Raw genomic sequence first — 25,694 nt, forward strand, 5'->3', positions numbered from 1 at the left:
TCATGGAACCGACGCATGAAATACAGGCGCTGGCGGCAGAAATTGCTGATGTGGCTAGGACGTCCTTTCGCACTCTTTTTGAAAATGGTGAACGTTACTATTACTGCACGCTATTTACTACTGGAGAGGGACATGCGCCAAGCAGCTCCGCCTGGTCATGGGAGGCCTTGGAGAGGGAAGCGACCAGGCAAGGAGAAGAAAGTGACACGCCGGGGTCAACGATTGCGGAACTCATCAAATGGTCTTATGCCGATTCACCCTATTGTTGTTACGAGGATGAGGACTTCGATGATGTTAAACAATTATTTATGGAGCGTCCTTCCATTGCGGAGCTTGAAGCTGATGAATGGAATCGTGAATTTGATTCGAGGCTGAAGGCCATGGAGCCGGCGATGAAAATGCTCGATGATGAAGGCGTGTTTGCCTTGAATCAACCGCGAGAGTCTGTATGTGTCCTTGTCGAGATCATGCCGCCAGCTATGCAAGCATGGCTGGTGGAAGCAGCGGAGTAAGGGGTTTCGCATTTCTTGAGGGAGAGTTGTAAAATGCCTAATGAATATCAAATGAATATTTTAGCTGAGAGAACGGAATGTATTCTTTATTATGCGGGGTCGATCCTATCGAACAAGCATAGTGCGGGCTGGATCGGCGGGAATGCGCCCGAATTTTTTGATAATCAATCGGACCTCATCCACGAAGATAACCAAAAATATGTTTTTTACTTGAGCCTCGTCCATCCCTTTAAACCGGAGAGCATGATTTCGATCTTCGTCCCTGAAGACTATGAGGAGTATTTAGAAAACAACATTTATCCTAATTGCTCGGTCAAGGTGATTGAGCATCCCACTTCAACTGAAAGTGTCAAAGATATGTTTACTAACCCAGGGCTTGTAAAGCATGCAATTTCAGATGGGGAATTAAGCCATGACAAAAAATCGATGGATCAGCCTTTTTTGATCAAACTGGGCGGAAACCCGAGACTTATTCAAAATGAAGACTATTATTTTACGAAGCTGAAAGAGGAGTCCTTTTCCTTTTTATTGCAGGTAGATGAAGATGGTTACCCCGAAACGTTACTTCAAAAGGATTACAATTATCCTTTTGGTTTTGGATCACTATATATTTTTGCCAAAATGGGGGCGACTGAGATACACCATCCAGTAGCAGGATTTTGGCAATTCTCTTGATTTAGCGTGGGGCTAACGAGCACGTTAGGCGATTTTTGGCGTGCGTATGCCCCATTCGCACAAGCAGGAAGCCCGCCCCTGGCGTAAACTGAATTATAATCAGTGAGCGAGGTGAACTTCCATGGCACAATCGAAAGAGATGCGTGCACGGGCTAAGAAGTTTCAAGGCCGTCCGGTCTGTGTCACCCTGCACAGCGGAGAGACTTATGTCGGCTACATCACCGACGTTAATCGCGGCGGGTTGGTACTTTCCAGTGCTGGGGCTCCCCCGCGTGCTCCTTCCAGGAAACAAGACTCCCGACCTCTCAAACGCAGAGCCAGTTCGCATGCCCCGGGCGTCCGTCTCGGCAACCGGAAAAGCGGTGCACGTAAACCGTCTAGCCGTTCGCGCTCTCGCAAGCCGGACGCCAAGGTGTCGGCATTCCTGCCGATGATGGGCTCGCTGTTAGGCGGCCTTGGCGGCTCCACTGCAGGCGCAGGAGGGCTTGGCGGTATGCTCGGCGGCGGCTTGCGACTGTTCGGCATGATCCAGAAATTTGTCCCGGTTGTGAAGATGGGCTACGGCATGATCAAGTCTATTCGCCCGTTTCTCGGCGCTGTTAAAGGCTTGATGCCCTCGGCTAATTCGACTACGCCGAATAACGAATAATCGTACCCCTGTGGACTTTAAGCCCCCTTTGAGTGGTCAGGTCAAAGGGGGCTAGACCACAAGCCATTAGGACTACCACTGTCTAATCCAAATTGGATTTAGCTCGGAATAGCCCATCTCCTTTAATAAATCCCAGGCATTATCCAGAACCTGAGGTTTCCCCTGGGTCCAAAGCTCTTGTCGTTTTGCCATCAAGTAAGAGATAATTTCAGCGATATGCTTGGGTTTACCCAGATGGAGGACAGTTTCCATGTTATTATTTTGTGCTGAAATATCATAAAAGGCCCAATAAGTACGAGGCTCTTCATCGGGAGGATCTGCCTGGAAGATGAGCGTGACTTTGATGTTTTTATTCTCTTTGGGAGATAGGTTTAAGACGAAGCGGGACCCGCCTGAATACCAATAAACGAAGGCATAACCGTCGACCGTAATATTTCTTAATTGGCTTTTCATTATTTTCTCCCTCACTCTATGTTGTTTAAAATGAACTGCGTTTAATGAGTTTAATTAAATAATTATGCGTTAATTTCCGAGAAATGTGGAGTGGCTTACATGAATAACAAGGTGATTATAGTTTAATCCACATATAGATTCCATTCATATGGATTTTTCCTGTGGTACTCTAGATACATATCATTTTAAAGAGGTACGACCCATAGAAAAAACAATAAAATTGCTGGATAAGCAAACAAGGAAACCTGGCTATGGTCAACAGGAGGGTTCAAATATGTGGTTTAGGAAGAAAGGAACGCAATTGGATCGAATAAAAAACAAACTGAGTCAAGCCATGCGCAAAGACGCGGACTTCTCGGTGTTTGGAGCATCCTCACATCAATATAGGGTTAAAGAGAAGCTTACAGCAAAAGAGCTAGAGGACTGGCAAACCCTCAATCAGGTCACACTTCCTGAGCCTTACGCGCTGTTTTTAATGAAAATCGGCAACGGAGGCGCCGGACCCTACTATGGAATTTATTCACTTGGAAAGGCAACTTCCTACACCGAGCGCCAGGTGCTCCTTGCAAAATCCGTTCTGCATCCCGGGATGACCAAAGAGGAATGGAACCATCTGATTGAGCCCCTGACCAGGGACGAGGACATTCCCGATGAGGAATATGACGACACCTGTAATAAGGTGTTGGGCGGCATGTTGTGCATAGGTACCCAAGGCTGCGAATACGACATGTATCTCGTACTTGAAGGGAAATATAGGGGGAGAATTGTGTACACCTCCGATTTTCATCCCGATCGTCCTTTTTTCTTTGTCTATGAAGGCAGCTTTCTGGATTGGTATGAGCGCTGGCTGGATGAAATTATTCTGGATTATGATATCGGGTGGTTTGGCAGTCGAATGCCGGGTGATGAGAATGCACTGATCCAGATTTATCAGAGCGCTCCAAACGAAGAAATCCAAGCCAAAGCGCTTGATGGATTGTTCAAGTTTAAGAAGGTCTCTCAGCTAACCCTTGCTTTTTTGAAAAATATTGCGGAACAAAGCCCCAAAAATCGGACCACAGCCATTAGGCTCATCTGCAAAACTTCCTTTGACACGGGTAGAAAATATCTTCTGGAGCTGTTGCAATCGGATGAACATGAGGATTTTCTTCAAGCTTTACAGATTCTGCACGCTTCCAGTAAAACTGAGGATTTAACGAAGTTTATTTCAGTGATCTTGCAAAGGCTTGACATGATTGACGACCCAGAAGCGTTGCGTTATGCAGGGTATATTTTGGAGAATTACGGTGCGATTACGCTTCAGAACTTTGCGCCTTTCTTGTGTCATGCCGACCTGAAAATGCAAACCACTGCCATCTATGCCGCACGCAGTTGCGAAAACAAGCTGGAAAGCTGGCAGATCATTGAGCAGATGTTGATGGGGGCGGCCCGCAGGTTCTGAATAACTTGATTTTATACTGGGGCATTATCCCACATGAGAAGTTGCTACCTTACTATAAGGCGGTATGGCCGGAATATAAAAGCAATCCGAATTTCAAAGGAAAATTTATCAGCTGTTTGCGAGAACTGCATTTGCCAAATGATTATTTCGACAAAGACGAATCGTGAGGAAGGCGTGTATAAATTATCCATAAAATGTTGACGGATAAGTTTAGAGTATCAGCCTTCAATTGATTGGCACCTGCAAGCTCACCTTCGTGATGTTTCATTAATATCTCGTACACAACTTTATTGGCCGTTTAAATAACAACTGGAGGTATATCCATGCAAATACTTGAAACCAACCGATTGATCCTGCGGAATTTTGCCGCAACCGACGCTGCCGGATTGTTGGAGTATACAGCTAATCCAAGAGTTAACTGCTTTATGGATCACCAGATTTCGACGTTGGAGGAAGCTACAGAGGAGGTCGAAAAAAGAAGCAGTGACGACTCCCATATCGCGGTATGCCTGAAAGACAGCAACGAACTGATCGGGGAACTATTTGGTATGAAGGAAGAACGAGATTCGGATACGTATGGTATTGGATGGAATTTTAATGCCAGATTTGAAGGGAAAGGGTACGCAAGTGAGAGCGCCAACGCCTTCATAGAATATCTCTTTACGCAACAGGAAGTAAGGAGACTGTACGCCTATGTCGAGGACGATAACTTCCGTTCCCAGAAGCTGTGTGATAAACTGGGCTTTCGCCAGGAAGGCTGCTTCATGGAATTCGTTTCATTTGTTAAATACGAAGACGGCACGCCGAAATACGAGAATACGTATCAATATGCATTACTGAAAAAAGAATGGCTCTCTCAACGTGCTAATCAGAAATAAAGAACAAGAGATTAAACTCATTTTTAAAACTAAGAAACGTTACATAACAAATACGGTGATTTCTCTTTAGTGGATTCCAGAGAAAAGTCCGTTTGCTTTTAAGTTTTGATATAGGGTCTGGTTTAGCTACCCCAAAACGGCTTTGCAGTCTGCTGACCTTGATCGATCTTCGTCCTTATTCAGCTTCACAGGTTGTTTCCACAAGCTTCCAGTCACTCACAAGTTACTATAAAGTTAGAACACAACTTTATTGTCTGTAGACAACGAGGAAGCCAAAAAAATGCTAAAACGCTACTGACATCCCGTTGTCAGTAGCGTTTTTGTATATTAGGAGTATGCGAATATCGCAGTGCCTTGAGAGGGAGCGACCCTTCTCAAAATCTTATTATAGAGGTGGAACTTATTCATGGAAAATATCAAGTGGGAAGTTGATCCGGACCACAGCTCCGTTGAGTTTTCAGTAACGCATTTAATGATTAATAGAATCAAAGGAGTATTCGAGCATTTCCAAGCGATCTTGAGTTTTGACCCCAACAACCTAATAACCATGGGTATTCAGGCTTCCATAGATGCAAATAGTATCACAACTCGCCAATCGCAACGAGATGAGCACCTGAAGAGCGACGACTTCCTTCATGCAGACAAGTATCCAACCATTACGTTTGAAAGCACCAGCTGCGTCCTTGCTGGCGAAAGGCAATATGAACTTACGGGCAATCTAACTCTGCATGGAGTAACAAAACCCATCACTTTTCATACCGTTTTTGAAGGACTTAACAAAGACCCTCGCGGCCGGGAACGTGTAGGATTTCATTCTACAGCCAGTATTGAACGCAATGAATTTGGCTTGATATTTAACTCGTATCTTGAAAAAGGCGGGATTGTTGTCGCGAATGAAGTGAGAATTGAACTTTATATCGAGGCAATTAAAATAGAGTAGCGATCCTATACATGATTTAATCTGTGCCTAGTAATGAATTAATTATGTTCAGGTAGCTTTTTTATAAACCAACCCAGCACTATAATAAGTATTGCAAGAATAAATTCAATCCAAAAAACTGTTTGTAGACCGGAAACCATGCTTTGTGTCTTCTCATGCATTGCAGTGGGATTGAGCGAATGATGAAGATAACGATTGGCTCCAGACGACATGATGCCGACGAACAATGCGATGCCAATTCCACCTGTAATCTGTTGGAGCGTATTGTATATGGCTGTGCCATGAGGAACCAGGTGACGTGGAAGTTGGTTCAATCCTGTTGTCTGAGCCGGCATGACGACGAATGACATGCCTAAGAATAAGAGGATATGATTGAACAGAACGGAACCTTGTGTTGTATCACTGTCGATGCCGGTAAACAGCCACAACGATATGGCGATCAGGAATAGTCCGGGCACAATGACGGGTCTCGGCCCAAATTTATCGAGTAACTTACCCGATACCGGCATCAGCATCCCGTTCAAAATGCTACCTGGCATTAGAAGTAAGCCTGTCGCAAATGCTGTCAACTTCATCACATCCTGCATATAGAACGGCAGCAATGTTGTTGTGGCGAATAGAACCATCATCAGAATTACAATCAATACCGCAACCAGAGAAAAAGTGTAATGCCGGATTACGGAAAGATCGATCAACGGCTCTTTGATCTTAAGCTGGCGCCATACAAGCAAGAGCAAGAAAAGGCTGCCTATTGCAATCGATCCGTAACCTTCAGGCTCAAGTGAGACACTTGTTTGGCTGAAGCCATAGGTGACGCAGCCGAAACCGACGGTTGACATCACAATGGATACAAGATCGACCCTTGGCTTGGTCAGTTCTGTCACATTCTTTAAGTACACGAATGCATAAATCATCGAAAACAGTGCGATAGGAATCACCATGTAGAACAGCCATCGCCATTGAAAGGTATCGATAATCAAGCCAGACAAAGCTGGCCCGATGACAGGGGCGACCATGATGACCAGCCCCATGAGACCCATGGCGGCACCCCGGCGTTCTGGAGGATAGAGGGCGAGAATCGTATTCATCATCAACGGAATCAATAATCCTGTTCCGCAAGCCTGAACAACCCTGCCCATCAGCAAGATTCCGAATCCCGGGGATACTGCACACAAGTAGGTACCGGCCAAAAATAACGCCATCGCAGACATAAACATCTGGCGAGTCGTGAACCATTGCTGTAGTAATGCGGTCACCGGCACCAGTACGCCGATCACGAGCATATAACCGGTCGATAACCATTGTATGGTCGAAGCAGCAACGTTAAATTCTCTCATCAATGCAGGAAACGCATTGGTAAGTAAATTTTCGTTAAGAAATGCGACAAATGTACCGATGAGTAGAGCGGTTAATATTGCCCCTCTCTTCATTTCTCTTGCATCTTGAGCCTGATTGTCCATCTTCTACCTCCCGATTGTTCATGACGTTCCGTCTATTGTTTGTATATCGCTTATCCCGCAACGCCTGAAGATCATTTTACGTGGAGTGGGATGAATTGGAAAAAGCGAAATTACTCATCATACTCGGAAATTCATTCATATTTCGAAAGCAAAAGGGGGGTCCGCCACGGTGTCGCTCATTCGCGCATTATTTCTTGACAAGATGAGGTTAGGGGATTATGATAACGTGCCGGTCAACTCTATAAGGCAAATAAAATCAAAAAGGCTGATTTTTCGTAGTGCCTTGGCACCGGAATCGTCAGCCTATCGTGCAGATTATCCTACACCATCACTTTCTAACAAAGAATAAAAATTATCACGGTCTTGGTCATCAAATTTGCCAAGTGTCCTTACCCTAACAAATTCATGTCCGCCATACATGTCTATTTCCTCACCGTACCTATTGTAGAGCGCGATTATATTGCCATCCTGATTCAACTCCAAGTACCCGTAATATTTTGCTTCAGGCACTTCACCGTAAAAAAGCGTAAATCTGATCTTGATCACTCTGTGCATGCAGATCCTCCTCTTCTGCCTTTCGTATTGGCTTTGAATATATACAGTATTCCCCACAAAATGTCAACAGATAAGGCTTCTACGTGACAACGGCGGAGGAGTGCACCAGCAAGTTGTGGACGTAGAACCGTAACAAAAGGGCATATAAAATCCCCTTTGCGGGGGAAGCCTGAGACCAATCGCGGTTGGCAGACTTTCGGTACGCCTCCTTAGGTGCCTGCTAGTACCGTGCCCTTATCGGTTGGCTTTTGCTTGCCCATAACGTCCTCAAATGGGCGAGATGAACCAAAAAGCGCGAGTCATGGGGAAATCCCCCCTGCACTCGCGCTTTTTTTCGTTAATCCTGAAGTAAGCACTGTCCCTTACGGTAGAAAATCTACTTAATCCTTTTGAATTAGTGACTGATTGGCAACGTATAGTAATTAAATGCTTGATCCAACAAGGCACTGGCTTCTTGACGCTTCAAAAGCTGTTTGGAGCGGAAGTCTATGGAGCCGTCTACATTGATCTTGGTATTCGGGTCCATGATACCTTGGGAAACCAAAGCTGTGACTGCTTTAACTGCCCAAGCATCCGTTTCGCCACTTAATTTAACCTTAATTCCAGGCTCAACCTGTTTCAGATTCTGGATCATTACCGCCGCCATTTGTCTAGTGATAGGAGAATTAGGCTGATAATTACGTAGTCCGGTCATCATCTGCTTCTTATTCGGTTCAATCATGAAAGGTTGTTTATACCACCCGTGGGCGCGCAGCAGCACTTCTGAGAATTCTCCCTGAGTCATCGTTCCTTTCGGATCGAAGAGGTTGGCTGACTTTCCGCTCATGACTTCCAAAGCATTAAGGTTGTTTATATATGAAATATATTTACTATCCGCAGGTACATCAGAAAATGATGAATCAATGTTTGTTTTTTGCGCATAAGCAACGAGATCTGGGAGCTGCATGTAATACAAATATGCAATATGGCCTGCTTCATTTTTATTAAACGTCAATTTATTACCTGATTCATCTTCAAATAATAAAGGGTGGATCATTTTTAGTGTATGTTTGCCTGATGTTCCTGTCTCCATTATTAATTTCCCGTCCGAATACGAAACCTTCGTTCTTAAGGCAGCGATACGCGTGTTTTGGTATAATCCCACGTAGTCTTGGGCCTGCTGCTCACTTAATGTTGCGTAGGTTGACTTTGGAACCTCTGATTTTCTCGGATAATAATGATTCATAAATTCTTCATACACGTCAAGACTCATCATGGAGTCGTTATTGTAGGACATGTACATCGCTGTATTCTTCTCAGGCAGAATAACAATCAAGGAAGAATGCCCTGTAACATTCCCTCCTTTTAGAATCACATGCTGATTATTCATCTTCTCTTTGAAGTAGCCTTCAAATCCGATTGTTGTAACCGGGAACTCCTTGTCAGGGAATAATTGGTATGTGTGCATTTGCTCTATGCTCTTTGGACTCACCACTTCTTTACCTTTGTACTTGCCCTTATTCAGGTGCATAATGAGGTACTTTGCCATGTCATCTGCTGTTGAAACGATACCGCCTTCAGGTTTTTCCGTTGGTTTAAACCCGTCCAAGGGAATCAGTTCACCTGTTGGTCCATAGTGAGCAGCCATTCTGCTTAACAATTGGGGGGTAAACCGCACACTCGTCGAATTCATGCCTAACGGTTTGAAAATATTCTTTTCCATATATTTGGAATATGACATACCGGTTACGTTTGCTACTGCATATCCCGCTAGCATGAAACCAAAATTGTCATAAGTGTACGCTTCTCCTGGAGACCTGACCACAGTTGGCATATTTGATGCAATGTATTTCTTCATTGGAAAATATTTGTCCGCGTATTCTGGATGCATTTCCATGAGAATATCTGGTTCATCAAATCCACTTGAATATGTAAGTAGATCAAACATCGTCAGTTTTTTTCCTGTTTTATTCGGAACCTTTATTCCTCCTAAATACTCTTGGATATCGTGTTTTAAATCCATTTTCCCTTTATCAACCAACTGCATAGCTGCCAATGCAGTGAATGACTTTGTAACAGAGCCGATTTGAAAAACGGTATTTTTATCAACAGGGATTTTTTTGCCCTTGTCGGCATACCCGTAGCCTTTGCTTAGTATCACTTTCCCACCTGCGACGACCACAAAATTAGAACCAACGGTATTAAACTTTTTCATTTTGTCCGCAAAGACACCATCTGCAAAAGCCTCTAGTTCCTTGGCATCTCGCGGCCCCTCCAAGCTAGCCTTTTCAGATGCAACTGGTATGTTAACGGGTGCGGCAACTGACGCGCCGTTGGGTGCCATACATGCGGTAGTTATCGTAGTAGATAATAGTAGAACCGCGAGAATGGTGTAAATCATTTTTTCCATGAATGGTTTCTCCTTGAAATGTATTTTTACCTTATCGTCCGGCAAAACCAAGTATGGCAAAGGATTTGTCATACTAACAAGTTACATTTCGTCACCCACCATACCAAATCACTCCAAAGTGTCATATGACAATTAGGCACTAGGTTTAAAGGGGCTATGAACCCCTTCACTTCAATTTCTTCTTTACCGTCTCTCCTTCAATTAACACGGGCTGATAATAGGTTTGGTTGCTTAGATCCTTCTTCCCTTGTAGTTTCTTAATAACCCAGTCGGCGGCATCACGGCCCATTTGTTCCTGTGGGTGTGTCAATGTTGTTAGTTTGATGTTTGCATTTTTGGAAATATAGGAATTGTCTTGGCCAATAATGGACAAATCTTCGGGAACGGATATACCAAGTTGTCTGCATACATGTACAACTTCTAGTCCGACCTCGTCGTTATAGCAGACAATTGCGGTTAAATCGTCTCTTTGTTCGGTCAAGAATTTCTTCAAATTGGTGGACAGATCCTGCTTCGTTTCTGTATAGAATGAGAGCACTTGCTCGGGGTGAAAGCGTAATTTGGCTTCTCCAAGCGCTTTGATATAACCCTTCATTCGATACTTCCCTTGTAAATCGTCCATTTTGGCAATGATGCCAATCTGTGTGTGTCCGTTAGCGATCAATTCTTTGGTTGCCAGATAGCTGGATTGTACGTCATCGAGACAGAAGTAAGGAACCTCCAACTCTTCATAATAGGCATTAATCATGATGAATGGAACATCCTGTTCCTTGAACGTCAGATAGTAAGCGATATTGGGATTATATAGATTGCTCTTCGTAGGCTCAATGATCAAACCATCGACACCAAAGGACAGCATCATCTCCAAAGCTTTCTTTTCCTGTGCGACATCATTATTGGTACTGGCTAATAGTAATGAATAATTATCCTCGTTCAATCTGGCTTCAATCCCGCGAATAATAGAGGGAAAGATGTAATCAGAGATGTAGGTTGTGATGACTCCGATGGTTTTATTGCTGGAATTGCCACCGGTTTTTGACCGAAATTGGTTGCTGACATAGGTGCCAGATCCTTTTTCACTTCTTAAAAAACCTTCGTTAGATAGTTCCAAAATAGCCTTTCGAACCGTCTGGCGACTAACTTTATACTTATCCTGCAAAGCGAATTCCGTTGGAATTTGTTCTCCTACGCTGTATGCCCCTGAAAGAATGTTGCTTTTTATATCCTCAAGGATGACCTGATACTTTGGTTTCACTTTATTCCTTCTTTCCAAGTTGTTCTAATACTAATTAATGTATCTATAATATTTGTATGTACATATTTTAGCATAATTATGAGTTTATTATAATCTATTGTCCTATCTGTATAAATACTAAAGTTAAAATAGAAAAACACTCGATTCGTCAAAGTATTTGTAAGTATAACTATGGTTTTGTGTTGACAAATGTACGCACAAAAAATATACTAAGGCTGTAAACAAAAGAAAGCGCCTTCTTTCAATTATTGCGATTATAACAGTTGTTCAGAGAGAGGAGTAACGTGAGCATGGATCAAGACATTAAACAAGCGATTACTAAGGGAGAAACCTCACTTGGTATCGAATTTGGATCCACACGTATCAAGGCAGTGCTGATTGATCATCGTTTTGAAACAATCGCATCTGGAAGCTATGAGTGGGAAAACCTCTTGGTAGATGGATATTGGACGTACAACTTAGAGAGCATTATTACAGGTCTACAAGAGGCTTATCGTGAAATGAAACAAGAGGTTGAACAAAAATACGGAATCACCCTTCATACGGTTGGTTCTATAGGATTCTCTGCAATGATGCACGGCTATATGGCTTTTGACAGCAAAGGTGAATTACTTGTTCCGTTCCGGACTTGGCGGAATGCGACGACCGGTGCTGCAGCAAAAGCTTTAACTGATAAATTCCAATTCAACATTCCTGAGCGATGGAGTATTGCTCACTTGTATCAAGCGATATTGAACGAAGAACAACATGTTCCTCATATTGATTTTATTACGACGTTGGCTGGATATATTCACTGGCTGCTGACTGGCAACAAAGCCATTGGCATCGGAGACGCTTCGGGGATCTTCCCAATTGATGAGACTACACATGATTATAACGAGTCGATGGTTAAGCAATTTGATGAACTCATTGCAGCCAAAGGCTACGATTGGAAATTACAAGACATTATTCCTAAAGTTCATATCTCAGGCGAGCAGGCAGGTGTACTAACCGCAGCGGGAGCCAAAATCTTAGATAAATCCGGAGATTTGCAATCAGGTATTCCGCTTTGTCCTCCAGAAGGTGATGCGGGAACAGGAATGGTCGCTACGAATAGTGTGAGAAAACGTACTGGCAACGTGTCTGTGGGAACCTCAGTTTTTGCCATGATCGTATTAGAGAAGGATCTTTCGGCGGTATATCCGGAAATTGATCTGGTGACCACACCGAATGGTAATCCGGTCGGAATGGTTCATGCCAACAACTGCTCAAGTGATCTCAATGCTTGGCTGGGCTTGTTCCGTGAATTCTATGAGGCCATGGGGCAAAAGGCGGACCCGAATCAATTATTCAGCGTGTTGCTGAATAAGGCCCTGGAAGCAGATCCAGATGGCGGCGGCTTACTTAGCTACGGCTATTTGTCAGGAGAGAATATCACCGGAATAGAGAAAGGTCGGCCATTGTTTGTCCGCTCCCCTGAGAGCCGTTTCAATTTGGCCAATTTCATGCGCACTCATCTGTTCACTGCATTTGCTGCTTTGAAAATCGGGATGGATATTTTGACGAAGAGAGAAAATGTCGCAATTGACAGCATTCTGGCTCACGGTGGTTTATTCAAAACCCCTATCGTTGGACAAAAAATTGTCGCGGCAGCTATGGATGTTCCGGTGTCCGTGATGGCAACAGCTGGAGAAGGCGGAGCGTGGGGTATGGCTATTCTGGCTTCTTACATGATGAACAAGGATCAGCAAGAAAGTCTGGAAGACTTCCTCGACCAAAAAGTATTCAGAGATGTTGAGGGACAAGAAATTCATCCCGACGGTTCCGATGTTAAGGGATTCGAAACATTCTTGGAACGCTACACACAAGGCCTGGCGATTGAGCAGGCTGCTGTAGATAATCTAGTGGAAAACTGGAGGAATTGACGTGTTAGAGCAGCTGAAAGAAGAAGTATTTCAAGCCAATCTGGATTTGCCTAAACATGGACTCGTGAAATACACCTGGGGTAACGTAAGTGCTGTTGATCGTGAGCGCAGCTTATTCGTTATCAAACCGAGTGGTGTTAGCTATGACACGATGAAACCTAGCGATATGGTAGTTGTTGATTTTGACGGCAATGTGGTTGAAGGAGAGATGAGACCTTCATCGGATACACCGACTCATGCCGTACTTTACAAGCACTACGCAGAAATCGGCGGTATTGTGCACACGCATTCGACCTGGGCGACCGTTTGGGCTCAAGCCGGCCTGGACGTACCTGTAATGGGGACTACTCATGCAGACACCTTCTATGGTTCTGTTCCTTGTGCTCGTTTCTTGACACAAGAGGAGATTGATCGTGGTTACGAAGCCGAAACAGGCCGTGTCATCATCGAAACTTTTGAGCAGCGTGGGCTGGATATTTTAGCAGTGCCAGGTGTCCTACTTAAAGGTCATGCTCCCTTCACTTGGGGAAAAGATGCGAAATCCGCAGTTATGAATAGCGTCGTGTTGGAAGAAGTTTCGAAAATGAACCTATTCGCACGGGAATTGAATCATTTTGCTGAAGAATTGCCGCAGCGTATTCTAGATAAACACTATTTGCGCAAACATGGGAAAGACGCTTACTACGGGCAAAAATAAGACCAACTATACTAACAAACGAAGAAAAGAGGATGAATGTTATGTCAACAGTAGGTACAAAACAGTTCTGGTTTGTCGTAGGTTCACAACATCTGTATGGGGAAGAAGCATTAGCAGAAGTGAAAGCACACGCACAAGAAATGACCGATGCCTTAAATAAAAGCGGTGTGTTGCCTTATCCGCTCGTATTGCAGGATCTGGCAGTTAGTGCAGACAAAATCACCAGCCTCATGAAAGAAGTCAACTATCGTGATGAGGTTGCTGGTGTCATCACTTGGATGCATACTTTCTCACCTGCAAAAATGTGGATTCGCGGTACTAAATTGTTGCAAAAACCGCTGCTTCATTTGGCTACTCAGTATAATGAAAGCATTCCTTGGGCTACAATTGACATGGACTTCATGAACCTCAACCAGGCAGCTCATGGTGACCGTGAATATGGATTTATCAATGCCCGTCTGAAAAAACAGAATAAAGTGGTCGTAGGGTATTGGGAACGCGCGGAAGTGCAAAAGCAAATCGCAGAGTGGATGGATGTAGCGGTTGCTTATAACGAAAGCTTCAATATCAAAGTTGCCCGTTTTGGCGACAACATGCGTAACGTTGGTGTTACGGAAGGGGATAAAGTCGAAGCCCAAATCCAATTTGGATGGACCGTTGACTACTTCGGAATTGGCGACCTTGTTCAGTACGTCAATGCTGTGAAGGAAGAAGAAATTGATGCTTTGTTCGCGGAATATTCCGAACTGTATGAATTTGATTATGGTACTTACAGCAAGGAAGCTTGGGAATCCAGCGTAAGAGTGCAAGCAAGCTATGAAATTGCTATTAAACGATTCCTGGATGATGGCGGTTATACTGCCTTTACTACAAACTTTGAAGATCTCTACGGTATGAAACAGCTTCCTGGTCTTGCCGTTCAACGTTTGATGGCACAAGGATATGGCTTCGCTGGTGAAGGAGACTGGAAGACTGCAGCGCTGGATCGTCTGCTTAAAGTCATGAGCCATAACCAATCCACTGGCTTTATGGAAGACTACACCTATGAATTAGCGGCTGGTCAGGAATCGATCCTTCAATCTCATATGCTTGAAGTTGACCCAACGTTGGCAAGCAACAAGCCTAAAATTATCGTTTCTCCGTTAGGTATCGGCGATCGTGAAGATCCAGCCCGTCTGGTATTTGACGGTAAGGCAGGAGACGGTGTGGTTGTTTCCATGGCTGACTTTGGCACACATTATAAACTGCTGATCAATGAGGTTACTGCATTTGAACCAACAGTTCCTGCTCCCAAACTTCCAGTGGCCCGTGTACTGTGGAACGTGAAGCCAAACTTCCAAGATGGAGTTAAAGCATGGATTGAGAACGGCGGCGGTCACCATACTGTAGTTTCCTTGAATCTAACTACAGACCAAATTGTTGCTTATGCAAAACTGGTTAACCTGGAATACGTAATTATTAAATAATTATAGATCATCTATAAAAGCATTGGGTCAGTCCTCAAGACCCAATGCTTTTTATCGTTTCTCAGAGGATTTTTAATTCATGAGGATGTGATACTATGGCGAATTTACCATCTGCGGCAACAAAATTGGTTATGGTTGAAGGGATACCTGGCTCTGGAAAATCTACATTATCCCAATATATACAGGACACCTTAAACACGCATCGAATAGAATCGGAGCTATTTTTAGAAGGGAACTTACGACATCCCGCTGATTATGAATCGGTTGCATGTGTGCCGAATGAGGAACTTGATAGGCTCCGGTCTAGCTATGCCGATGTATTTCATGATATTGATCCATTTGTATCGCTAAGCGGTAACGACTCATTAATCGCATACGCGCTTGCGCAGCAATCAGCTCAAAATGAAATTCCTTCTAGTTTGTATGAGGAAATCCGGCGCTATGAAATCTACGATGGAATACCTGTAGAAAAATATTGCAAGTTGATGGTTCAACGTTGGAGTTCTTTTGCTAAGAATCAGCGAGAAAAGGATAAGCTGGTCATACTCGAATGCTGTTTTTTACAGAATCCAGGGTGTGCATTACTCGCTCGACATGATGCTGGAAATGATCGATTTGTTCAGCACGTATTACAGATTGCGGAGCAAATTCAGGACCTTAATCCAATTTTGTTTTATCTGAAGCAACCTAGTGTCCGTGAGACGATTGAGCGAGTGAAAACGATGAGGCCTCAAGAGTGGCTAGATTTTGTGATTTGGTACCATACGGAGCAGGATTATGGAAAGAATAAGGGGTTGCACGGGTACGATGGATATATACAGTTCCTTGAACATCGACGAGAGCTAGAATTGCACATTATTGAGCAGCTTCCTTTTCAAACTTTTATAATGGATAACTCCGATTATGATTGGGAGAATCAACAGCGGACTGTTTCGCACATCATGGTGAAGTATTTATAATCTCGGGAAACGATAGTTTAATTAGACAAAGTAACCATTTGCAGCTATACCGGCACTTATATATAGAATTTACATACAGAGGAGGTGCAAGAGGTGCAGCGTTGGATTGAGGAAGCCCGGCTAGGCGATCAAATCGCATGGGAGCAAATTGTACAGCACTTCAGTGGGATGGCTTTTTCAGTAGCATATACGAGGTTGGGGGATTGGGGTCTGGTTGAGGATACAGTTCAGGAGGCGTTCGCTGAGGCTTTTGCCAACCTCCATAAATTACAGGAAGCAGAGGCGTTCCCTGGATGGTTCAAGGTCATTGTCGAACGGCAATGTCATCGTCTTCTGCGCCGCAAGAAGCCGACGATGATGCCGTTGGACGAAACTATAGTCATGGATGTAGAGAAATATGATGTGGAGCTTATCGCAGAGAGAAGGGAATGGCATCAGAAGCTTCATCAATCCGTCGAGGGTTTATCTGACAAGTTAAAACTGGCAGTTCAGCTGTACTATTTTCAAGGGTATTCAATCGGTGAAATATCAAGCTATCTATGTGTATCTCCATCCGTGTTGAAGAAACGGTTGTTCGATGCCCGCAATAAGCTGAGAGCTTCACTGCTTGTCAGCGACTTTGTATCCATGTTTAACGATATTTACGAAGGAGGAGAATCGGTGCTACATATAGTCAACGGTGACCACGTTGGTGACAAGCTGAGGAAAGGGAACATTCGCGGAGATATCCTGGTCTGGAGAGAAGTGTATCCGGTAGGTCCGGTGTTCCTTGAAATGGGCGAGCCCTCATCTGGAGCAGCTAGAGTGGAATATTTGGAGAGAACTCTCGGGATTCCGGCAGAAGACTATGTATCCAATTGCAAGGCTCAGGAGCAGACTCTGCATAACTTTCATAAGTACGACGAAGTCGTGCTATGGTTTGAGCACGATTTGTTCGACCAGCTGATGCTAAGTTACTTGTTGTACTGGTTTTCAATGCAAACCCTAGGCCAAACCAAACTGAGCTTGCTGTGTATCGGCAACTACCCAGGTATTGAACCGTTTAGGGGCTTGGGACAGCTTACAACGAAGCAGTTAGAAAAATTGTCAGGCACGTGGCAGCAGATTGGCCAGCAGGAGCTTGAGATGGGCAAAAGAATCTGGGAAGCATATACCTCCCCGGATATAACGCGGCATATTGATATTTTGCACGAAGACACATCTGCCCTGCCTTTTGCTCATGCGGCACTTGAACTGCACCTATCTCGTCTACCTTCTACCGCCAATGGGCTGGGCATCGTAGAGCAGACAACTTTGGAACTCATCCAGCAAGGAGTAAATACTCCACAAGAATTGTTTAAGCAGATTGGGAACCGAATAAGTGGTTTGGGCCTGGGTGATTTGGAATTTTGGTATCGTTTGAGGAATATGTCGGAGCAACCACATGCACTATTGGAGATTCAAGGTCGCCACTCATTTTCTGATCATCAAAAGAAAACAACCCCATTCTTTGACCAATGCGTTGTTGCATTATCGGAAGTAGGGAGGAATACAGTGGCAGGAGTACATGACTGGGTGAAGATAAAGGGAATAGACGAGTGCTATGGTGGTCTATGGCTGCAAGGTGATTTGGCATGGCGTTGGGATTCAGAGGGAAAGCAGTTGGTGTATACGTAACTTATCCTAAATAACAGCAAGTTCTCTATAAAGTGACTAAGAGTGAGGCATGAAAAATGAGGTGTCTTTCCATAACAAATAGGCCATTCCTTCGGGGAAGGCCCTTTGCTTGATTTAGAATGTGGAACAGGCTTAGTTCATATCAAAAGTCCAGTCACATCCTGATACCCCATACTAACCAACAATTCATTACCATTTAGCTCATGCACTTTCTTCACTGTCACATCTAACTCCATATCAAGTATATACTGCAACACTTCAGCAACATACTTAGGTTGGTTCAGATTAATAGAATATTGTTTACCCTCTTTCATCACCCGTAATCCCTCATTCAAAGGGCTACCAGTGACAATTGTATCTTTAGTAGTAAACTGAATTATAAATTTTATATCTTTATTTTCAGAAATAATAGTCAACTTGGATCTACAGTAAATATCTCTGACTGTTTTATAACTCCACAAGTACGTATTCCCACTAACTACTATTTTCCTCATAGCACTCTAGTCCCCATTCCTACAAGGTTTACAGAATCATTACAGATTCTGCTTCTTCAGCATTTCAGTCCGAAAACCGTTCTTCCCTGACAAAAGAAAATATTCCAACAATAGCCCAGGTCATGGGGGATCTTCGCCTTATGTCCCTTATTTTACTTGATTTCTATGCATTGTACAGTTTGCGTACAGTCCAGATGGATCGCGCATTAATTCTTGAAATCCTACATAACAATTCCTGGTTATTCATATACATAAACTGTTGATTTAATTATTGGGAAGCTGTATTCCACGAGAGTAACAAAATCAGCTATGTTTCTTATAAAAAGCTGAGTTCAATTTTTATTTTCGCAAGAAAATTCTCACTTTTTAGCAGAAATGATTTATAATTATCAGATAAAAGTAGATATAATTTTTAAATGATTATATTTAAGTTATAATGGAGATAGAAAAGGTATGTTCCTGAGTGGAGCCTTGCTTCTTGAGTCAGTTAAGCAGGAGGGCCTGCTCTTTTTTGCAAATATAAGAGATAAGGAAGGTTTTTATGAATAGTATTCAGAAAAATACAGACGTTATCTTAATTGGTGCCGGAGTCATGAGCGCGACTCTGGGATCATTGCTGAAAGAGTTAGCACCGGAATGGGAAATTAAAGTGTTTGAGAAACTGGCAAGTGCAGGAGAAGAAAGCTCTAACGAATGGAATAATGCAGGCACGGGTCATGCTGCACTGTGCGAGCTGAACTACACATCCGAAAAAGCGGACGGATCTGTAGATATTCGTAAAGCGGTTAATATCAACGAACAGTTTCAGCTCTCAAGACAGTTTTGGTCTTTTCTTGTCAACAGTAATTTGATTCGTAATCCACAGGACTTTATCAGGCCCATACCCCATATGAGTTTGGTAATGGGTGAAAAAAACGTATCTTTTTTAAAAAAGCGCTTTAAAGCGCTTTCAAGTGTTTCGCTATTTCAAGGCATGGAATTTTCCGATGACCCTGAAAAGCTGAAGGAATGGATTCCGCTAATTATGGAAGGTCGTACATTGAATGAACCGATTGCGGCAACCAAAATCGACTCTGGAACAGATGTCAACTTTGGTGCTTTAACACGCATGTTGTTTGACCATTTAAAAAGCAAAAACGTCGAGATTAAATACAAGCATAGTGTAAAGGATATTAAACGTGCGAGCGACGGCTCGTGGAGAGTCAAAGTGCATAATCTGGATAACGGAAAAATCGAATATCATACTGCCAAATTCGTTTTTATCGGTGGTGGTGGCGGAAGTCTACCTTTACTCCAAAGAACTGGCATTCCTGAGTCCAAATATATCGGGGGATTCCCGGTAAGTGGACTATTTATGGTATGTAACAATTCTAAAGTGGTCGCCCAGCATCATGCAAAAGTATACGGTAAAGCGAAGGTCGGTGCTCCTCCTATGTCTGTCCCGCATCTGGATACTAGATACATCGGTAACCAAAAAGCGCTGCTGTTTGGACCGTTTGCCGGCTTCTCACCAAAGTTCCTGAAAACGGGTTCAAATCTGGACCTGATTGGTTCCGTAAAACCCAATAACCTCATCACGATGTTGGCGGCAGGGGCAAAAGAGATGGCATTGACCAAATACCTGATCCAGCAAGTGATGTTATCGAATGAAAAGCGCCTGGAGGAATTACGCGAGTTTATTCCCAACGCCAAAATCGAGGACTGGGATATCGTGGTAGCAGGTCAGCGTGTGCAGGTGATCAAAGATACAGAGGGCGGTAAAGGAACCCTTCAATTTGGTACGGAAGTGGTTAGTTCCGCTGACGGATCGGTGGCTGCATTGCTCGGTGCTTCTCCGGGGGCTTCTACTGCTGTTCACGTTATGCTGGAGGTATTAGAGAAATGCTTCCCACAACATATGGAAAAATGGGAACCAAAAATAAAAGAGATGATTCCTTCTTATGGATTGTCGTTAGCGGAAAACTCAGAGCTTTACCAACAGATCCACAATACCACTACAGAGGTGCTGGGTCTGGGCGAAAAAGAACCGCTGCATCGTTAATTTTACATGGCTAGTAACTCGATCATCCAAATATTTTAATAAAATACAAAGTAATCTTACAATACGTATTCAGTCGCATAAGCAACAACGTGAAGCGGTGGGTAGCTCCCACCGCTAAAATGCTTGCTTACGAGTGCGAAACTTTGTAATCCTTCTGTGTTTATTGGTGTTTGCTAAAGCGATTACAGTAATCATGGAGCGGGCTATAAAGGAGGAAAAGTAATTCTTTACCGATCGTTCCCGATATGTTAGGATAAAGCCAGACAGAGAAGAAAGACATATCAGCGACCAATGTAGAACGATCGTTTCCAAAAGGTCATGCAAAATTAATCCAAACCTATTCTAAGTGGTCAGGGGGTAGCTACGATGGCCAGGAGCAAAGAATTTGAGGAAAACGTTGTTCTGGAAAAAGCTATGAAGCTGTTCTGGGAGCAGGGGTATGAGAAAACCTCGATGAATGATCTTGTCGAGCACATGGGGATCCATCGAAGAAGTATCTATGATACTTTTACCGACAAGCACACCCTGTTTCTTAAAGTGATGGACCGATTCGGAGAGCGAGTTAGCGGTAGATGGGCGGCAGGGATCAAGCAATCCCAGACGGCTAAGCAGGCACTTCAGTTCATTTTCGACTTTATCATTAATGGTGAAGAGGACGTACCGCCCGGTTGCATGTTCGTGAATTCGGCTGTCGAATTAGCAGCTCGGGATGAGGAGATTGATGCGATAGCGACGAAGGCCTTTGCAAAATCGGAGGAGCTGCTTGCAGAAATCGTAACGTGGGGACAGCAAAACGGCGAATTCACACAGCAGTACGAAGCGAAGGAATTGGCTGAGTATCTGCAAAATGCCTTAGCGGGTCTGAGGGTGATGGTGCGGACTTCCGTTCCGAAAGAAAAGATGCAACGGATAGCCGAGTTAAATCTACGTATTTTAGAGACATAGACGATATACGAAAACAAATTTTTTTCATGTTATTAGAACGATCATTCTCAATTTTATAAAAATGAGGAGGAAATAAATCATGACAAACAAAATCGCGTTAATTACCGGAGCAAGCAAAGGAATCGGACTGGAGGTTGCCAGACAATTGGGGCGGCAAGGGATAACGGTATTGGTTGCTGCGCGTACGAAAACAGCAGCAGATGAAGCAGCGGCCGGGCTATTGCAAGATGGCATTCAGGCAGTCGGCGTGAAGCTGGAGGTGACGAATTCTGCACATATCGCGGAATTGGCGCAATTCATTGAGAAGACTTACGGTCGGCTGGACATTTTGGTCAACAATGCAGGCATTTTGGCAGAAAAAGCGGGTTATGAAGGGGATGCTTTCAGAGATACTTTTGAGGTGAACACATTCGCACCCTATTTGATTACAGAAGCACTGTTGCCGTTACTGCTAAAGAGCAAAGCAGGCAGAATCGTCAACCAAAGCAGCGCTATAGGCTCGATTCAGTTCCAGTTGACCAATGAACGGGTGCAGCGGCTTGCTACCCCGGCTTACGCGGCATCTAAAGCAGCTTTGAATATGCTGACGGCCTACTGGGCGCAAAAAAATGGCGGGACGCATCTGAAGGTCAATTCCGTACACCCCGGCTTAGTCAAAACGCAAATGGGTGGGGAAAAGGCGGAGCTGTCGGTGGAGGATGGGGCAAAAACGGCGGTCCGACTGGCGACCCTGCCAGAGGATGGTCCAACAGGCGGATTCTATTACATGGATGATCAGCTTCCGTGGTAAAGCGTTATGCATGAAAGAAAAAGATAATTTATGACATTGTAACAGCAATTATCAATTCGTGTATGGTGAGTGCAGACTGGATTGGTCATACCGAAGGATTTGCTCTAAAATTATAACCAATGGGCGGTTTCAGGAATCACGAGAGCAAAACGATATCCTTTAAGGAGGCTATTTTGGAAACTTTCATTTACATGGTGAGACATGGCGAATCACCGAAGACGGAAGGAAATGAAAGAACTAGAGGGTTGACGGATAAAGGGAAGTCAGATGCCTATCGAATAACGGAATTACTGAAAGGAGAGGGGATCGAGGTTTTCGTTTCAAGTCCATATCAACGAGCAATTCTGACCATTCAAGAGCTGGCTCGGCGTTCAGGACAAGAAGTTTTGGTATTCGAAGATCTTAAAGAAAGGATCTTTTTGAATGAAGACCACCGAATGCCCGATGAGGAATTATTCCCTTTATTAGATAAGTCATTTTCTGATCCAAACTTTGCCTTACAGGGAGGAGAGTCTAATACGATTTGTCAGAACCGAAGTATAGCAGTTCTAAAAGAATTGTTAAAAACCTATCGAGGACAGAAAGTTGCATTAGGCACTCATGGGGCTGTTATGACTTTAATGATGGGGTATTATGACAAGCAGTACGACATGGATTTTCTACTACACACATCCAAACCAGATGTATACAGAATGAAGTTCAACGATCAGGAGTTAGTCGAGGTAAAAAGGTTATGGTGTATGCGGTAGTGGTTTGTGAGGAAATGGTATAGGGACTATTCTTTAAAAAGAGACTACCCTTGGCGAAGGGCAGTCTCTTTTTAAATCTTACCATTGCAGCTATTGTGGTGAACCATTAAGCAAATCTTCGGCTATTTTAACCAAATCTTCTTTGGTCAGCGGGCTGTCTTGGTTATCGGATATGTTGTAGTGTAAATGTCTTTTTTCATCGAGCCATCCCAGTCGGTTTTTTCCTGCTTCCAAGGGCTTGCTTGCTTCACTTGCCCTGATGTAATAGACCTTGGTTCCTTTGATTGTCACTTGCTCAGCGGAATCCTGTTCATTTTGCATGATGGTCGTCTTCGTGACTTCAGGAGTGTATTTGGTGACGGTAATGGTTACATAGTCGTTTCCTCTCGCATACCGGGCAAAGGAGGAGTCTGACTTGTCCCAGCTTAGCTTTTGAATAAACAGATTTTCACCCTCCGGTGCAGCTTTGGCCTGTTGCATCAGTTGATCGGTTAAAGCGCGATATTCCTTTTTATCCATCATTCCAGGATATGCAGCGACTGGATAGACGTATCCAAATTCAAACTTGTAGCCATCCGGTAGGTGAGTAGGGTTGTTGAATAAAGGAGCCTCAGTCCGCTTGATTTCATCTTGTAAGCTGTTGAAACTTGGAAGTTCAGCCGGTTTGTACGCAAACAGGGCCGGATTAGATAGGTTGTTTTGATTCATGGAATCGTCTTTGACGTAATAAGCAGCATATTCTCCTGGTTGCAAACGGCGTTTCACCTCTTCGTTCCACCGTTCGTAGGTGGAGGTATACGTTTTGGAGGCGTCCGTTTCGGTAGGTGTTTTGGCGGTATTTAATACAACGGCGCCCTTACTGTTGCGGAACTCAAGATATTGTGAAGCTGCGTATCCGGTCACAGAGGCCCCTACTACAAAAAGCAAAATCATGATGGGGACAGTCAAGCGAGGCTGAAAATGGATTTTTCCGATATTTCCTTTTTTGGGCATCTCCTTTTGGTAGACCTGTTCCATCACTTTGTCAGAGACGTCAAAAGCCTGAATTTTCAAAGCGTTCTCTGGCTCGGTTAGCTTGTCCATGTTTTTTAATCCCCTGTCTTGCGGATCGGTGTATTTCAGGCTTTGTTTTTGAATTCTGTCTTGTAACTCACGCATTTTTGGTCCTCCTTTAGGGGCTCCATTATTTTTTTGAGCTTTGTTTTTGTCCTGCCGTATTTTTTCTTGATAGCGTCCTCGCTTTTGTTCATGATTTCCCCGATTTCTCCAAATGTTTTTTCTTCAAAAATGCGCAGCACCAGCAGGTTACGCTCCTCCGCGTTCAGTTGGTCCAACGCTCGGCTCAGCGGTTCACTGAAAAGCTGACGTTCCATAACCTGCGCTGCACTGTCTGAAGTCATGTCAGCTGAGGTGAACAGGGTAAGTTTAAATTTGCGTTGTAGATTCTTCCTGCGAATTAGGTTCAGGCAGTGATGATAGGCCATTTTATACAGCCAGGAGGAGAAGCCCACTGTCGGCTTGTACCTGCTGATTTTCTCAAAAGCATTGACGAAAATATCCTGCACAGCCTCTTCTGCCTCCTGCTCACTTCCTAATAGCCTCCAGCAGTACACAAAAATCTGACGCTGATACTCCTTTACAATGTAGGCGTAATTCTGGATTTCGCCGGCTTGAACTCGTTTGATTCTGTATTCGATGTCCTCATTCAAAGATTTAGGCACCCCCTCTGATCAAAAAGCAAACTATATCTGTATAACAATTGAAGATGACCAAAAGGGACACCTTGTCTAAAATTTTTTTAAGTGTGCTATCAACTCTTTAAGAGAATACGATAAAGCAGAACAATTATCACCCACGTAGTTAGTTTTATAGAGTTAAAGGTATATTGTGGAAGTGAGGGGATGGTAAAATGAAATTAAGATATTCCAAATAATTTTTATAGGAACGGATTACTTGCATCTAAAGAAAATCGCTGATTTTATGAAAAGACAAGACATTAAACTGGATATCAAAGACACCTGTATACTCTATAGAGAATGTACTGCTGACTTAAACATAAATTTGAAAGGCAATCATTCCAGAATAACAAGTTTGAATGACCTCTTTGCAGGAGTCGAAATTCATATTGATCGTTTAAAGGCTGGAATGGGATATCGATATGAAAATACACAAGTGAATGAAGATATTATTCATTATTGCTGTCATAAAGATGATGAGGAAGGTAAGGAGCTTGGATACCAATTATTCGTAAAATCGTTAGATTACTTTTCCAAGAAATTATTAGCTGAAGGATTTGTATTAGGGTATCCTGCTGTAGATTCTAAAATTAAAATAATGAAGGCCTCTTGTTCAATGTGTTTTTATCGAGATTATTATTACATTAGTGGAGCACATATATCACTCAAAACCGCCATGCAGCAAGCAGATTGGCAAATATGCGAACCATTGATGCAGGTCCATATGACCTGTAACAAGCTATATTTTGAAGAAAACTCCTTTTTTAGAGGGGGAGAAAATCTATGTATACTCGGGGACGAAGATGATTATAAGTTATCGTTTAAATCTAGACTTTCCACAATCATTGATATTCTAGAAGAGATGTATAACCATAAAAAAGATATTTCGGACTTCCATATAGAATTGGACAGCTATGTGCCAGTTGAAGGTGTTACTCAGTTAAAAGAGAAATTCAAAGTCATTTATAATATCGCTAAATGGAAAGATGAATTAGAGGAACAAGAGATGAACTCGGCCATCCCGCCTGTATAGCTTACGAAAACCTTTGG

Annotated in this window: 23 protein-coding genes and 1 pseudogene; 16 read left to right on the forward strand and 8 right to left on the reverse strand. The window is 43.4% G+C overall.

The features are described 5' to 3' along the window. Window positions 1-2: 2 nt before the first annotated feature. From G7035_RS08715 to G7035_RS08725, 3 genes are all read left to right on the forward strand, one after another. Window positions 3-512 (forward strand): DUF4303 domain-containing protein, encoded by a 510-nt coding sequence (locus tag G7035_RS08715; RefSeq protein WP_019689061.1) that lies wholly within the window; start codon window positions 3-5, stop codon window positions 510-512. Window positions 513-545: 33 nt separating this feature from the next. Then, the gene (locus G7035_RS08720) at window positions 546-1,187 is read left to right on the forward strand and encodes a hypothetical protein (protein WP_019689060.1); all 642 of its coding nucleotides are present in this window, start codon (window positions 546-548) and stop codon (window positions 1,185-1,187) included. A 121-nt stretch (window positions 1,188-1,308) separates the two neighbouring features. Then, window positions 1,309-1,836, forward strand: a complete 528-nt coding sequence (locus tag G7035_RS08725; RefSeq protein WP_019689059.1) for a hypothetical protein — start codon at window positions 1,309-1,311, stop codon at window positions 1,834-1,836. A gap of 72 nt (window positions 1,837-1,908) precedes the next feature. Here G7035_RS08725 and G7035_RS08730 read toward each other — a convergent pair whose 3' ends face one another. Next, window positions 1,909-2,289, reverse strand: a complete 381-nt coding sequence (locus tag G7035_RS08730) for a hypothetical protein (protein WP_115293088.1) — start codon at window positions 2,287-2,289, stop codon at window positions 1,909-1,911. 274 nt (window positions 2,290-2,563) lie between these two features. Here G7035_RS08730 and G7035_RS08735 point away from each other — a divergent pair. From G7035_RS08735 to G7035_RS08745, 3 genes and pseudogenes are all read left to right on the forward strand, one after another. After that, window positions 2,564-3,897 (forward strand): annotated as a pseudogene (locus tag G7035_RS08735) (SMI1/KNR4 family protein). Window positions 3,898-4,053: 156 nt separating this feature from the next. Then, window positions 4,054-4,608: a GNAT family N-acetyltransferase gene (locus G7035_RS08740; protein ID WP_019689056.1), complete on the forward strand. Its 555-nt coding sequence runs from the start codon at window positions 4,054-4,056 to the stop codon at window positions 4,606-4,608. Between the two features lie 406 nt (window positions 4,609-5,014). Beyond that, on the forward strand, window positions 5,015-5,548 hold the full coding sequence (locus G7035_RS08745) for a YceI family protein (RefSeq protein ID WP_019689055.1): 534 nt from the start codon (window positions 5,015-5,017) through the stop codon (window positions 5,546-5,548). A 38-nt stretch (window positions 5,549-5,586) separates the two neighbouring features. Here G7035_RS08745 and G7035_RS08750 read toward each other — a convergent pair whose 3' ends face one another. The 4 genes from G7035_RS08750 to G7035_RS08765 all read right to left on the reverse strand — a co-directional run bounded on the left by G7035_RS08750 (window position 5,587) and on the right by G7035_RS08765 (window position 11,207). Beyond that, the gene (locus tag G7035_RS08750) at window positions 5,587-7,008 is read right to left on the reverse strand and encodes an MDR family MFS transporter (protein WP_019689054.1); all 1,422 of its coding nucleotides are present in this window, start codon (window positions 7,006-7,008) and stop codon (window positions 5,587-5,589) included. Between the two features lie 315 nt (window positions 7,009-7,323). Next, on the reverse strand, window positions 7,324-7,563 hold the full coding sequence (locus G7035_RS08755; protein ID WP_019689053.1) for a hypothetical protein: 240 nt from the start codon (window positions 7,561-7,563) through the stop codon (window positions 7,324-7,326). A gap of 394 nt (window positions 7,564-7,957) precedes the next feature. Then, window positions 7,958-9,952 carry a serine hydrolase domain-containing protein gene (locus G7035_RS08760; protein WP_019689052.1) on the reverse strand — a complete coding sequence of 665 codons (1,995 nt, stop codon included), beginning with the start codon at window positions 9,950-9,952 and terminating at the stop codon, window positions 7,958-7,960. Between the two features lie 166 nt (window positions 9,953-10,118). Continuing rightward, window positions 10,119-11,207: a GntR family transcriptional regulator gene (locus tag G7035_RS08765; protein ID WP_016822495.1), complete on the reverse strand. Its 1,089-nt coding sequence runs from the start codon at window positions 11,205-11,207 to the stop codon at window positions 10,119-10,121. Window positions 11,208-11,497: 290 nt separating this feature from the next. On the opposite strand from G7035_RS08765, the gene G7035_RS08770 reads away from it, so the two are divergent. The 5 genes from G7035_RS08770 to G7035_RS08790 all read left to right on the forward strand — a co-directional run bounded on the left by G7035_RS08770 (window position 11,498) and on the right by G7035_RS08790 (window position 17,889). Beyond that, the gene (locus G7035_RS08770) at window positions 11,498-13,111 is read left to right on the forward strand and encodes a xylulokinase (RefSeq protein WP_017426026.1); all 1,614 of its coding nucleotides are present in this window, start codon (window positions 11,498-11,500) and stop codon (window positions 13,109-13,111) included. Between the two features lies 1 nt (window position 13,112). Next, window positions 13,113-13,808, forward strand: coding sequence for an L-ribulose-5-phosphate 4-epimerase (locus G7035_RS08775; RefSeq protein ID WP_016822497.1), 696 nt, complete (start codon window positions 13,113-13,115; stop codon window positions 13,806-13,808). 41 nt (window positions 13,809-13,849) lie between these two features. Further along, entirely contained in the window at window positions 13,850-15,274 is a 1,425-nt protein-coding gene (gene araA / locus G7035_RS08780; protein WP_016822498.1) for an L-arabinose isomerase, read from the forward strand. A gap of 95 nt (window positions 15,275-15,369) precedes the next feature. After that, on the forward strand, window positions 15,370-16,233 hold the full coding sequence (locus G7035_RS08785; RefSeq protein ID WP_019689051.1) for a P-loop NTPase family protein: 864 nt from the start codon (window positions 15,370-15,372) through the stop codon (window positions 16,231-16,233). Window positions 16,234-16,326: 93 nt separating this feature from the next. Then, on the forward strand, window positions 16,327-17,889 hold the full coding sequence (locus tag G7035_RS08790; RefSeq protein WP_019689050.1) for a sigma-70 family RNA polymerase sigma factor: 1,563 nt from the start codon (window positions 16,327-16,329) through the stop codon (window positions 17,887-17,889). 137 nt (window positions 17,890-18,026) lie between these two features. Here the strand turns inward: G7035_RS08790 and G7035_RS08795 are convergent, their stop codons facing one another. After that, a complete protein-coding gene (locus G7035_RS08795) occupies window positions 18,027-18,305 on the reverse strand; it encodes a hypothetical protein (protein ID WP_228552464.1) in 279 nt (92 codons plus the stop codon). Window positions 18,306-18,924: 619 nt separating this feature from the next. Here G7035_RS08795 and G7035_RS08800 point away from each other — a divergent pair. The 4 genes from G7035_RS08800 to G7035_RS08815 all read left to right on the forward strand — a co-directional run bounded on the left by G7035_RS08800 (window position 18,925) and on the right by G7035_RS08815 (window position 22,908). Continuing rightward, entirely contained in the window at window positions 18,925-20,424 is a 1,500-nt protein-coding gene (locus G7035_RS08800; protein ID WP_019689049.1) for a malate:quinone oxidoreductase, read from the forward strand. A gap of 366 nt (window positions 20,425-20,790) precedes the next feature. Next, complete coding sequence (locus tag G7035_RS08805; RefSeq protein WP_019689048.1) at window positions 20,791-21,369, forward strand: TetR/AcrR family transcriptional regulator; 579 nt, start codon at window positions 20,791-20,793, stop codon at window positions 21,367-21,369. A 79-nt stretch (window positions 21,370-21,448) separates the two neighbouring features. Further along, the gene (locus tag G7035_RS08810; RefSeq protein WP_019689047.1) at window positions 21,449-22,159 is read left to right on the forward strand and encodes an SDR family oxidoreductase; all 711 of its coding nucleotides are present in this window, start codon (window positions 21,449-21,451) and stop codon (window positions 22,157-22,159) included. Window positions 22,160-22,332: 173 nt separating this feature from the next. Then, window positions 22,333-22,908, forward strand: coding sequence for a histidine phosphatase family protein (locus G7035_RS08815; protein WP_019689046.1), 576 nt, complete (start codon window positions 22,333-22,335; stop codon window positions 22,906-22,908). A 90-nt stretch (window positions 22,909-22,998) separates the two neighbouring features. Here the strand turns inward: G7035_RS08815 and G7035_RS08820 are convergent, their stop codons facing one another. Both G7035_RS08820 and G7035_RS08825 read right to left on the reverse strand, forming a co-directional pair. Continuing rightward, window positions 22,999-24,066, reverse strand: a complete 1,068-nt coding sequence (locus G7035_RS08820; RefSeq protein WP_019689045.1) for a DUF4367 domain-containing protein — start codon at window positions 24,064-24,066, stop codon at window positions 22,999-23,001. Then, window positions 24,027-24,617 (reverse strand): RNA polymerase sigma factor, encoded by a 591-nt coding sequence (locus tag G7035_RS08825; protein ID WP_019689044.1) that lies wholly within the window; start codon window positions 24,615-24,617, stop codon window positions 24,027-24,029. Before G7035_RS08825 ends, G7035_RS08820 begins: the two co-directional genes overlap by 40 nt. A 271-nt stretch (window positions 24,618-24,888) precedes the next feature. Between G7035_RS08825 and G7035_RS08830 the strand changes: the two genes are divergently transcribed. Next, the gene (locus tag G7035_RS08830) at window positions 24,889-25,677 is read left to right on the forward strand and encodes an elongation factor G (RefSeq protein ID WP_230877842.1); all 789 of its coding nucleotides are present in this window, start codon (window positions 24,889-24,891) and stop codon (window positions 25,675-25,677) included. Window positions 25,678-25,694: the final 17 nt, after the last annotated feature.

It is taken from the genome of Paenibacillus polymyxa (assembly GCF_015710975.1).
GTDB lineage: Bacteria > Bacillota > Bacilli > Paenibacillales > Paenibacillaceae > Paenibacillus > Paenibacillus polymyxa.